Source organism: Kitasatospora sp. NPDC058965, from assembly GCF_042741245.1.
Classification (GTDB): domain Bacteria; phylum Actinomycetota; class Actinomycetes; order Streptomycetales; family Streptomycetaceae; genus Kitasatospora.
Genome location: NZ_JBHYKG010000041.1, coordinates 1 through 12016 on the forward strand (window position 1 = coordinate 1; position 12016 = coordinate 12016).

Here is a 12016-nt window from a genome sequence, read left to right on the forward strand (position 1 = left end):
CACTCCTGGTCCTTGCCGCCCTGCTGCTGCTCCACGGGCTCGGTACGGTCATCGCCTGCGTGGTCGTCGAGATCGACGACCACGTGCCGCGCACGCACGGGACCCGCACGACGGCCGCCGTCCGGGCCCGCCGGGGATCAGGCCGCGACACCGGTTCGGTGGGGACCGCACCCGATCGGGAGCGGCCCCGGGGTCTGCCGGATTCCGGGGACCGGCGGCGGAGGTCTGCGCCCCGGCTCGGGCGCGCTCAGACCTCCCAGGACGGCAGCGGCCACCGCTGGAGCCGGTAGGGCGCCCACCAGATCCGGTCGCCGAACCGCACCGCCAGGTGCTGCTGCTCGAACGCCGACACGATCGGCTCCGGGACGGCATCCGTGTCCCGGCCCGCCAGCAGCGCGTCGATCGCGGTGAGGTAGGCGCTGTCCGCGATGGTGAGCCGGCGGAAGCCGGCGTGCCGCCGGTCCCGGATCTGCACGAAGCCCGGGCCGCGGCGCATGAAGCACCGGCCGATGTGGTACTTCGTCCGCCAGGCCAGGAGCGCCTCGTCGCCGCCCGGACCCTCCACCGCGGCCGGCGGGAACAGGTGGCCGAACACCCACCACGCGGGGCCGTCCGGCGCGAGCCGCGCCCGCCAGTCGACCTCCATGCCGTGGCTGGTGAGTTCCCGCACGAGCGAGAGCACCGCGACCGTCTGCTCCGGGTCGCCGTCCGGACCGAGGTCGGCGACGGGCTCGACGGTCACGAACCGCACGCCGAGTTCGTAGGCCCGGCGCGCCTCGTCGGCCGCGTCCCCGCCGAGTGCGCGGTGCCCGAGGCGGGCGTCCGTCAGGGCCCGCACCGACGGGTGGTGGTGGCGCCACAGGACGAAGCCGCCGTGGGGGGCGGTGTCCGGCGCGATCGCCACGTCATTGACCGTTGTCATTGCGTGCTCCCCTTCAGACCGCGGCCGTCGCCGCGGACTGCTGATAGACCGGCGACAGCTGTCGGCCGACGAGGATCCGCATCAGCCGCTGGTTGTGGTCCTGGGTGACGATGTGGATCATCCGGTCGCAGTCGAGGAACACCAGACCGAGGTCGTCCCAGCGCGCGAGCGTCGAGCGGACCTCCTCGACCGGGACCTGCCCGCGCCGGGCGCCTTCGCGCTCCAGGAACCCCGTCGACCTCGGCCGGTCGAGCATCCGGAACAGCGCCAGTTCGAGCGGCGTCGTGAGCTGCAGGACCTCCCAGTCGAAGTGCGGCCGGGTGTTGGTGATCGTGATGCCCTCGTCGGTCTCGAAGTACGAGAGCTGGCTGCGCGAGTTCTGCTCGCGCCACGTGTTGAGGCCGGCCGTCAGCTTCGCCGCCAGGTCGTCGCCGATGCCCTGCGGCGGCGCCTCGAAGAGGTAGGCGAGGTCGAACAGGTCCTGCTCCGGCATGTCGAAGCAGAGCTCGTACTGGCGGGCGGGACGCCGGTCGGCGAAGCCCAGTTCCGGCTTCTCGAAGTACGGGCTGAAGCGCTGGATGCCCAGGCGGTCGTCCGCGCCGGCCGGGCACAGGTGGTGCAGCTTCGGGAACTGCTCGATGACCGTGGTGTAGTCCTCGTCCCGCTCGCCCGGGAAGCCGTAGAGGTAGTTCCAGATGACCGTCAGGCCCAACGACTCGGCGTCGCGCAGCATCCGCACGTTCTGGCAGCCGGTGACGCCCTTGTCCATCAGCTTGAGGACGTTCGCGTTCAGGCTCTCGACGCCGGGCTGCACGCAGACCACGCCGGCCTTCGCGAGCACCTCCAGCTGGTCGAAGCGCAGGTTCGCCTTGATCTCGTACATCATCCGCAGGTCGATCCCGGCCTCGGTGAGCTGCGGCAGCAGCGAGTCCAGGTAGGACATGTCCAGGATGTTGTCGACCACGAGCATGTCGAGCACCCGGTGGCGCTCCGTGAGCGTCATGATGTCGTCGAGGAACTGCGACGGGCGCTTGCTGCGGAACATCATGCTGGCGCCGTTGAGGCCGCAGAACGTGCAGTGGTGCTTCTCGCCCCACCAGCAGCCGCGGGCCCCCTCGATCACGAGCCTGGGCTCCACCCAGCGCCGGGCCTCGGACTTCGCGAACCGCTCGAAGTACTCGTCGTAGTGCGGCATGACCATCGCGTCGGTCGCGAACGGCTTGGCGGTCGGCCCGTTGTAGACCGACCCGCCGTCCCGGTCGCGCCAGCACAGGCCGCCGATGCCGGAGACGTCCGGCGTCTCCTCCTGCACCGCGCGCAGCAGCGCCGGGAAGGCCAACTCCCCTTCGCCGCGCACCACGTAGTCGACGAAGGCGAAGTTGCGGTGCAGCGCCTCGCCCTGCGTGCCCTCGCAGTTGGCGCCGCCGAAGACCGTCACCGTGCGCGGCGACAGCTCCTTGAGCCGGCGGGCGACCGCGAGGGAGGCCGTGACGGTCTGGAACGTGGTGGTGAAACCGACGACGTCGGGCTCGCCGGCGGCGATCCGCTCGGCCAACTGGTCGATGAACTCACCGGCGTGCTCGTGCAGCCACAGCGTGGTCTCCAGCCACGGCGCGTGGGCCGGTGCCTCCGCGCCGTCGGATCCGGTCGGGGCGGGCCGGCCGAACGCGTCGACGAACTCCGCGACCTTCCACGACCGGTCCTGGTACAGCGCCGAGGAGAAGACCCAGTCACCGTGCCCGAGGTAGCAGCTCTCCCGGTCGTAGTACTTGTAGTCGTCGTACCGGAACTTCCGGTGCGAGGTGACCCAGTCCACGAACTCGAGGTTCCCGTAGACCACCTCGACCTCGGCGTCCGGGAACTCCTTCAACGTCAGGCTCTTGAGCAGTCCGAGGGCCAGCGACGGCATCTCGATCGGACTCCACGGCACACTGGCGAGCACTACCCGCATGACGCCCCTCAGGCTAGATCGGTATCAGCTGGACAACCCACCCGGCACGGGCGGTCATCGGTGCGCGAGCTCCCGCGCGAGGGCGCCGAGCCCCTGTTGCAGGTCCGCGGTGGCCCGGCCCGAGACGTCCTCGTTGGCGCGGGCCAGCACGTAGCAGAAGAGGTAGCGCTCCACGAGATTGAAGCCGAGCGTGTGCAGGCAGCTGTACAGCAGGCTCGTCAGGACCCGGAACGCCAGGAAGTCCGGGTTGCGGTGCAGGAGTTCCGCCATCGCGTCGGACATGAACGAGTGGAAGCGGGTCGGCTGCAACGGCACCTCGCGCCCGCGGTTGAGGTCCTCGAGGGTCAGCCCCTCGTCGACGATCAGGCCGGCGCGGACGTGCTCGCGCAGGGTGGCGAAGTGCCGCCCGACCAGCTCCGCCCAGTCGCTGACCCGCGCGTCGGCGACGGCGGACTGCGGCGACCGGGCGCAAGCGCCGACGAAGTCCCGCGCACTGTCGCCGAGTTGGTCGTAGTAGGCCGCGTAGCGCCGCTCGAAGGCCACCGGGTCGCTCGCCCGCGCGAAGACGCCCTCGTAGTGCGAGCGGAAGCTGAGCAGTCGCAGGCTGAGCAGCTCGTCGAAGCTGTGCGAGGCCAGCTGCCGCTGCTCGGACTCCAGGAGGGTGGCGCCGGCGTGGGCCACCATCAGGCGCAGCGCGAGCAGGTAGGACTCGGTCGTGTCGCGGTCGAGCACCGGAGCGATCCGGGTGAGCACCCGCGACGCGTCCCGGTAGAGCTGCTTGGCGACGGCGTCGAAGCCGGCCCCGCCGAAGCCGCCGTTCCACAGCGGCGAGGGGGCCTCCTCGAACGGGACCTGCGCCGCCCGCGCCCGCAGGCCCCGGGCGGCCGCGGCCCGCTCGACCAGGTCGCGCGCCTCGTCGGCGCCGATCCGGTCGGACTCCAGGCTGAGCTGGAAGCAGTCGAGGCCGGTCTCCCGGTCCCAGGTGCGGACGAAGTAGTGGTCACCGGGCCAGGACGAGGGCCCGGACGCGAACAGGTCCGTGACGAGGCCCCGGGTGCCCCGCGACGCCGCCGCGTCCCCCTTGTCGAGGGGGATCGTCACGAACAGGTGCACGCGTACCTCCTGACAGCACCCCGCGCGCCCCGCGCGCAGAGGTGGTTGATCATGACAACCCCCGCCGGGGGGCGCCCCTCGATGAGGGGCGCACCCGGCGGGGGCATGTCTCGCCCCTGGGATCAGGACGAGGAAGAAGACGAGGAGCTGCAGGCACAACCGCTCGTGGTGCACGAGGCGGCCATGATCTGCGAAAGCGACTCGTCACCGTTGCCCGCGTCCTCAATGAGGTCCGAGATCTCCAGGGCGTTCAGGTCGAGGTTCTCCATTGTGTTTCACCTCCTTCGCGTTTCCGTCGATGCCAGAAAACTAGCACGGCTCCACCGGGAGTACAGCCCTTGAATTGAATTTTTTCGTGGACTACGATCCGGCGCCCGCGCGATTCGTAGAGGCCTGTCGCATGAACGACACAACGTACCGGAACTACGCCATGCAACCCATCTGACCTGGGAGAACATCCCATCCGGTCAACGGTGGCACGGAATGCCGGCACCCCGTCGAGGCTGTTTTCGGGCATGCCGAAGGACCGGTCCTCCATTTTCCGTCGGCGCAGCACGAATTGCCGTGCGGCGGACGTGAAAAAGGACCGGTTCGAATTCGCGGCAGCCTGCTCGGGGCAAGCCTGAATCACGGTCCGCCTATTCGGCGGCCGTTTCTTGTTTCGGGTTCGGCACTACCCCCTCAGTGGGGTTGCATTCCGGACAGGGTGCGTCGCATCACGTAGGCCACGAATGCCTCGCCCGCCGGAATGACCCCCAGGCGGTTGTTCGTGGTGTGGATGTAGTTGGCCAGGCAGCGGGTGTAGGGCGTCGCACCGAGCACGAGCGAGTCGAGATCGCTCCCCGTTGCCGTGCCGGCCACCCGCGCGGCGGCCAGCGCGGCGGCGTAGGTGTCGTGGAACTCGTCGGTCCTGCCGTCCTGCCAGACCGAACGGCACAGCTCCAGCACCTTCGGCCCCGTCCGGTCGTACAGACCGGGCCACGCCCGGTCGTAGCCGGCCGGCACGTACCGGCGCCAGAACTCCTCGTACCGGCCGAGGAACTCGTGGCTCTGCCCGACGTCCAGGCCCGATCCCCGCAGGGACATGGCCATGATCTGGATGGCCTCACCCACCGGGGCCTTCGGCTCGGGCGCGGCCCGCGCGGCGGCGAGCTCCAGCACCGCGACCGAGGTGCGGCAGAAGACCTGCTCGGCGATCCGGACGCCTTCGGTGCCGCCGTACTTGTCGTACTCGGGCGTGTAGGTCATCGGCTCGACCGTGCCCGGCGGCCTGACGTCCTTCGCGGCCTCGCCCTCCAGCCGCGCCAGGTCGGACTGGAGGGAGACCTCGTAGTCGTACTCGGCGTCCAGTTCGGCGGTCATCGGCGGCACGGCGGCCGCCAGGGCCTTGCGGACCGACTCGACCGTCTCCTCGTCCGCCCCGTCCATCCGCAACCGGACGTGCGGGCCGCCCTGCCAGTACCGCAGGAAGAAGAAGCGGCTCCCCAGGCCGGCCTCCCGCACGACGGGGCCGACCTCGTCGCGCAGGAACGCGGTCTGGAGCGAGTGCGGCAGGTGGACGTGGAGCGCGCGCCACCCGCCGGCCCGGCTAGTTCCTGTAGAGCTCAACGAAAAACTCCTCCGCTGCCGCCGGTCCCCGGTCCCCGTCGTACTCCTCGGTGGCCGGCAGGCATTCTCGAATCGACACGTAGACGTCGTCACGGGACAGCGCGGACTTGGCGAAGCTCCGCACCAGGTAGGGGTTCCGGAAGTCGACGTACATGGGCTTGTGGACGCTCGCCCGGTGCAGGTGCTCGAAGTCCGACCAGTTGCGGGGCAGTCCCCTGGTCCGTCCGGAGAGGACGCCGTACTCGGCCGACGTCTGGCACAGCACGAACGCGTGCCGCGGCAGGCCCTGCTCGCGGCGCCACCGGTCGAACTCCTGCAGGGCCGGGTAGGAGTCCTTGCTGACCTCGGCCAGCGCCGGGACGTCCTTGGCCGGCACCGTCCAGGTCCGCCGGTTGACGACCACGTCGCCGACCACCAGGCGCGGCTGCGACCCGGGGAAGGCGCCGGGATCCATCGCGTGGCGGATGTCCTCCAGCGGGTGCCACGGGTAGCGGGTGGTCGGGCTGAGGGCCTCCAGCACCTGGTAGAGGACCGGCACCCCGACCGGGATCAGGAAGTTCATCGGCATCAGGTCGACCGCCTCGCCGACGGCCGGGTCCCAGAGCACCAGGCTGCGGCCGGCGTGGTCGATCCGGACCGCCAGGTCGCCGACACCGTAGGCCTTCATCTCCGGCGTCGTGGGCCACGAGCCGGGGTAGTCCAGCACCCGGTCGGTCAGCGGCGGGTGCAGGTTGAAGTTGAACCCGAGGACGGCGTTGAGGTCCGTCTGCCCGGGGAAGTTCTGCCGCAGGTGGTCGCGGAGCGCGGACCGCAGCGTCCAGCCCTCGACGGCGGACCCCTCGATGAACGCGCCGAAGCGCGAGAAGTAGACGCCGTACCCGGTCAGCACGCCGTTGACCACGAGGTCGGAGGACGGCTTGCCGCCGGCGAACTGGAGGCGGAAGGTGATCGAGTCCGGGTCCAGGCGGTCCTTCACGCCCGCGCACGCCTCGTCGATCACCGCCGGGCTCAGCCGCAGGACGTCGCCGTCCGCGACCAGGTTCCGGCCGATCTCGCGCAGCGCCCGGTCGCGCTGCACCGCGAAGGCCTCCGCCTGCGCGGACGCCCGGCCGGCGAACACCGCGTCCTGCTCGGCCACGGGGAGCTTGATGAGCCGGTCGAAGAAGGTCAGGAACGGCACGGTGTCGCGGTCGCCGAACTCGGCCGCCGCGAAGGCGTACAGCCCCAGCCGCTTCACCTGGCCGTAGTCGAGCAGGGACGAGAACCGCCACAGGCTCTCCAGGGCCGGCAGTCCGGCGTCGAGGGACTGCTTGTTCCAGGTGGCCGGTCGGGCCCGCGTCCACGCGTCCTCGTACACCGGCGACCGGACGATCGCCTCCGGCGGGGAGCCGACCTCGCAGACCTGCGCCACGTTCGTGATGGCCCGGCCCGCGTCCTGCAACAGGTGCCGGCGTTCCTCCGCCGACGCGTCGGGGAACCTCGTCTCCAGTTCCCGCAGGGTGGTCAGGTCGCGGGTCAGCACGGACAGCGGCTCGGTCGTGCCGGTGCCCAGCAGCTCGGCGAGCTTCTGCGAGTAGCCCGGGTCCTGCTCGTCGATGCCGGGGCGGAACGACAACAGCCCGGTGCGCATCAGCGCGTTGACGACCTTTCGGCTGACGGCCTCGTCACCGGTCACCGTGGTCAGGGCGGCCAGCACCGTCGGCACGGGTGCCGCGCCCCCCGTCATCGCGGCGAGCACCGACCCGACGAGCCGGTCGCGCTTGAGCCGGACGATCGCCTCCGAGCCGCCGTACCCGGTGTCGCTCCCGTCGGCCTGGATCCCGATGAAGTCGATCACGCCGTCGCCCGCGTCCAGCGACGAGTTGAGCAGCAGCGTGCCCAGGTCGAACCCGCCCGGCACCCGTTGCATGCCGCCGACCATCCAGTTCAGCAGCACCCGGTTCAACGTGGTGGACGAGTGCGTCGCGTCGTCGGGCTCGCGGTCGTCCGCCTCGGGCAGGTCCGGCGGGAACGCGCCGACCTCGGTGAACCGGCCGAACGGCGACGGCTTCAGGGCCGCGCGGTAGGCGAAGTTGACCAGCGAGGACTCGATGACGCGCAGTCGGCTCGGCTTCGTCGAGCCGCTCCCGCCCTCGGCGTACCGCAGCAGGCTCTGGTAGAGCTGGTCGCCGGAGAGCTGGATGCTCTTCACCATCGAGTCGTGGTGGAACAGCCGGCGCAGGGTCGCCCGCGCAGAGTCCAGCTCGGCGTCGAAGAGCGACTGCGCCTCGCCCTCGCAGCGGCGCATCCGCTCGACGAGTCCGTGCCACGCCCGCACCGCGGCCAGCAGGTCCTCGTCGAGGTGCGGCTCGACGGCCACGAGCCGGCGCACCGCCGCGTCGGCGCGCTGGTTGAACACGTCGCGGCGCAGCTTGACCAGTTCGGCGCGGACCGACTCGTCGACCTGCGGCACGCGCGCCGCCAGCGCGTCGGACACCTCGCCCGCACGCTGTTCGCACTCGGCGCGCAGCTGGTGGAAGGCGTCGATCCGCGCCCACGAGCCGTCGAAGCGCAGGCCCGCGAGCTCGGCGACGGGCAGGCGGCCGCGTCGGAAGACTACGTAGGGACTCACCTTCGCGGGTGTCGCTGCCGAGCGCTCCGGGCGGTCATCCGATCGCAGGGGCACGGGTCTCCTCTCGTTGCCGGTGGAGTGGTCTGTCCGGTGGGTCAGGGGAACGGGTGCGGCGGGACGTCGGCCGGGGTCTGCCCCGGTGCCAGCAGCGAGGCGCACGGCAGTGGTGCGCCGTCGAGTCTCGGCAGTCCCGCCATCCGCCGGGTGTCGTGGCCGAAGGTCATCGGCAGGAACCCGGGAACGAACGTGCGGGTGCACACCAGCCCGCGCCAGCGCAGCTCCGGGGTGGTGACGTCGGCGGCGTAGACGTGCGCGCCGACCGCCTCGATCCTCGTCCGCACGTGGTCGAGGTCCTCGGTGAGCGTGGCGAACACCGGGCTCGTGGCCGTGGCGTCGGTCAGGCTCAGCTCGGGCCGGTCCGGTGTGAGCAAGAAGTCGAACCACTCCCTGGACGTGGGCAGGGCACCCAGCAGGCTGTGGTCGCCCATGGTGCGCACCAGGTGGAAGTCCTCGGCCAGCCGCTGCGCCCGCCCCAGGTTCTCCTCGAACGAGTGCGTGACGGCGGACAGGATCGCGGCCACCTCGTAGATGGCCGACTCCGCCGCGCTGCGCGGGTGCAGCCCGGCGCCGGTCGACACGAAGGTGCAGGGCCCCGACGCCGACGCGCGCTGCGCGAGCGCGAACACGACCGGGATCCCGGTGTCCAGCGCCGCCCAGAACAGCCGGATGCGAAAGCCCGTGACGACCTCGACCCGCTCCACCAGGTCGCGGATCCCGCGGTCGGCCGGCCCGAGGGTGAGTTCGGGCAGGACGAGCCTGCGGTACCAGGTGAGCATGAACGCGTCCCGCTCGACGATCTCGAGGATCCCGTGCAGGGTCGCCTCCTCCGGGCCCTGCCCCAGGGCGAAGCCGTTGGAGGTGTCGTAGAAGAACGGCTTGCGCGCCCCGGCCGGGCGCACCCAGGTCAGGGCCGGTTCGGGCAGGTAGCGGGCCGGCCCGTCGCCGAGCGGGGTGACCGGCACCCAGCGCACCACCTCGGTCGCGCCCAGCGGCGCGAACGGGAAGTCCTCGCGGGCGTACTGCTCCTCGGCGTGGTAGCCGAGCGTGCGGGGATCGACGGCCCGCGCGCCGAGGTCGGCGAGCGACGCCTCGACGATCCCCTCGGTCGGCCGGTAGTGGAAGCCGGTGTAGCGCTCCAGCCCCTCCAGCACCGCCGTCCGGCGGCTCGCGGTGACGGTCAGGGACCGCCCGATGCCGGGTTCGAAGCCGCCGTTGCCGAGCGGCAGGGCCACCTGCGCCGCCGGCACCGGGCCGTCCAGGTCGACCAGCGGGTCGCGGAACAGGGCGTGCGGCCCCACGTAGTCGGACGCGAGGGTCGGCGGCAGCGGACGCCGGCTGCGCAGCGTGCCCTCGGCCTTCACGAGCAGCTCGGGCGGGGTGTCGAAGGCGACCGCGGTGGTGACCCGCGACGGCGGGCAGCCCGGGCACCCGGCCCGCGGCGGGATCCGCCCGGGCTGCACCGCACCGGACGCCCGGTCGAGCGTGGCGAGCGAGCCGGCCGGCCGGTCCGCCCGCAGCAGCCGCGCCGCGAGCCGGACGACGACGGCCTGCAGCGCCGGACCGAGCCCGCGCCACAGCGCCTCGGCACGCGCGACCGCGTCCGCGTCGCCGGACGGCTCCCCGTACGGTGCGGCGGCCCGCGGGACCACCTGGCGGGTGAGGAACCAGCACAGGCACTGCGGACAGCCGGCCGCGCCGCGGTCGTAGCCCAGGACGTGGACGCCGCCGCGCCAGAACAGCACGGCCACGGCCCGTCCGGACCGCTGCGCACCGTCGTCGGGGCCGGTCAACCTCGCCGGGCCGGTCAGCGGCCCGAGGAGCAGCTCCGCCGGCCGCGGCGCCCCGGCGTCGGCGAACAGCGCGGACCACGGGTCCGCGGTGGACGGGTCCGTGGTGGACGGGTCCACCGCAGACGGGTCCGGGATCATGGCCCTCATGCCACCTCCACCATGCGGATCAGGCCGCGCGCGAAGGCAACCGCGGGCCGAACGGACTCGGCGGCGTCCGGCTTCGTGACGTGCTGCCAGACCTCCGGCCAGGTGCGGAAGTGCGGGTTGACGGGCACCAGCACGCCGTCGTCGTTGACCAGGCCCAGCAGGGCCGTGCAGACCGCCTCGGCGCGGCAGGCGCCCAGGCCCTGCGCCACCACGGCCCCGTCGTCGTAACCCGCGACCCGGTGGAGGCCGTTCGGCAGGCGGGCTCCGGCCCACTGCGCGGGCCCGCGGCCGGTGGCGCGGGCGACCGCCCGTTCCAGGTAGCGGGCGGCGCGGGCGCACTCGCCGTCACCGAGGTCGTCGAGGGACATCGCCGTCAGCCCGGGCCCGTCGTGGGGCCGGCCCGCGGTCTGCCGCAGCAGGGCGCGGTAGAGGGCCTCGTCCAGGGTCCACCCGGCGCCGAGGATCCGTGCCCCGGCCCCGTCGGGATGCTCGGCGAGCACCTCGATCGCGTTGAGCGCCGCCTGGTAGACGGCCTCCCGGGAGGACAGTGTGGCGGCGGGCACCTCGCGCACCCGGCAGCCGTCCGGGGTGTCGGCGAGGACGGTGGCCCGGGCCCGCCCGAAGGGGACCTGCGGCGCGTCGCCGCCGTCCAGGGCGAGGAAGGGACCGACCAGCTCGTCCGTCCAGCGGGCCAGGGTGGCGACGATGCGGTCGTTGTCGTCCTGCAGGAGCCGGTCGTCGTGCGGGCCGGCGATGTTCCGGCGCACCAGCGGCTCCGTCGGGGTGCCGGGCGTCCCGGCCGGCACCGGTAAGAGCTTCGAGCGGCGACATCGACACCCGGCGACCGGCCACACCGGATGCGGCCTCGCCGCGAGCGCCTCCGGATCGAGCGACAGCGCCGCCCAGGTGCCCAGGCCGGCTGCGCGCAGCTGGACGGCGTGCGCCAGGGTGGCCGTCGTCCAGCCGTCCGGCAGCGGTGCCCCGGCCGCCGCGGCGTCCTGCGTCGCCGCGGCGTCCTGCGTCGCCGCGGTGTCCTGCGTCGCCGCTGACGCGGTGTCCTGCGTCGCCGCGGTGTCCTGTGCCGACGCAGTGTCCGACGCGGTGTCCTGTGCCGACGCACTGCCGTACCGGTGCAGGCAGTCCCAGCAGCCGGTCGTCCCGTCGTCGGACCAGAGGATCCAGGACCGTCGGCCGATCGTGCCGGCCACGCCGTGCGGCACACCGCGGCCCAGCAGCTCGTCCTGCACCCGCACCAGGTCCTCGTGCGGCAGGGCGTCCGCGTCCAGCACGACCAGCTCGGCGCCGGCCGGTGTCGCGACCACGGCCGCCCGCGCGGGCCGGTACTCGATCCGCAGGCCGTGCAGCGGCGCGGCGTCGAACACCGCGCGCAGGCCTGCCAGCCACTGCGCACGGCCGTGCAGCACGAGCGTGGTGGCGCGCAGGCGGTCCAGTGCGGGCAGCGGATCGGCCGTCAGCTGCGCGAGCTGCGGGACCAGCCACGGCGACGCCGGCCCCTGCTCGGCCGCGTGCCGGCTCACCGGTGCGTCGAGCGGCACCACGCACCCGTGCGCCAGCAGCGCGCCGAGCAGCCGCGAGGCCGCGGGCCGCGCCGCGTCGGGCAACCCTTCCACCAGCTCACCGCCGGTCAGGCTGCCGTCGGAGCGGCCCAGCAGCATCGAGACGAGGTCGAACGCCGCACCGCCCTTCACGGTGAAGGACGCGGCGCCGACGCCGATCCACACGCCGTCGCCCGTGCGCAGCACCGACACGTCCGGGCGGGCGAGAACGACACGGGTGTCCTGTCCGTCCGCCAT

8 protein-coding genes are annotated in these 12016 nt (G+C 72.6%); all 8 read right to left on the bottom strand.

Features of this window, described 5'->3' with window-relative positions; translation table 11 throughout:
• Nucleotides 1-247: 247 nt before the first annotated feature.
• The 8 genes from ACFW1A_RS09920 to ACFW1A_RS09955 all read right to left on the bottom strand — a co-directional run bounded on the left by ACFW1A_RS09920 (nucleotide 248) and on the right by ACFW1A_RS09955 (nucleotide 12016).
• Nucleotides 248-922, bottom strand: coding sequence for a DUF5825 family protein (locus ACFW1A_RS09920; protein ID WP_380406976.1), 675 nt, complete (start codon nucleotides 920-922; stop codon nucleotides 248-250).
• Between the two features lie 13 nt (nucleotides 923-935).
• Nucleotides 936-2873 carry a RiPP maturation radical SAM C-methyltransferase gene (locus ACFW1A_RS09925; protein ID WP_380406978.1) on the bottom strand — a complete coding sequence of 646 codons (1938 nt, stop codon included), beginning with the start codon at nucleotides 2871-2873 and terminating at the stop codon, nucleotides 936-938.
• 54 nt (nucleotides 2874-2927) lie between these two features.
• Nucleotides 2928-3986 (bottom strand): hypothetical protein, encoded by a 1059-nt coding sequence (locus ACFW1A_RS09930; protein ID WP_380406980.1) that lies wholly within the window; start codon nucleotides 3984-3986, stop codon nucleotides 2928-2930.
• 122 nt (nucleotides 3987-4108) lie between these two features.
• Nucleotides 4109-4255 carry a thiocillin/thiostrepton family thiazolyl peptide gene (locus tag ACFW1A_RS09935; RefSeq protein ID WP_380406982.1) on the bottom strand — a complete coding sequence of 49 codons (147 nt, stop codon included), beginning with the start codon at nucleotides 4253-4255 and terminating at the stop codon, nucleotides 4109-4111.
• A 412-nt stretch (nucleotides 4256-4667) separates the two neighbouring features.
• Entirely contained in the window at nucleotides 4668-5594 is a 927-nt protein-coding gene (locus tag ACFW1A_RS09940) for a lantibiotic dehydratase C-terminal domain-containing protein (protein WP_380406984.1), read from the bottom strand.
• Nucleotides 5575-8205 carry a lantibiotic dehydratase gene (locus tag ACFW1A_RS09945; protein WP_380406986.1) on the bottom strand — a complete coding sequence of 877 codons (2631 nt, stop codon included), beginning with the start codon at nucleotides 8203-8205 and terminating at the stop codon, nucleotides 5575-5577. Before ACFW1A_RS09945 ends, ACFW1A_RS09940 begins: the two co-directional genes overlap by 20 nt.
• A gap of 95 nt (nucleotides 8206-8300) precedes the next feature.
• Nucleotides 8301-10202: a YcaO-like family protein gene (locus ACFW1A_RS09950; protein ID WP_380406988.1), complete on the bottom strand. Its 1902-nt coding sequence runs from the start codon at nucleotides 10200-10202 to the stop codon at nucleotides 8301-8303.
• Nucleotides 10199-12016, bottom strand: coding sequence for a hypothetical protein (locus ACFW1A_RS09955; protein WP_380406990.1), 1818 nt, complete (start codon nucleotides 12014-12016; stop codon nucleotides 10199-10201). Before ACFW1A_RS09955 ends, ACFW1A_RS09950 begins: the two co-directional genes overlap by 4 nt.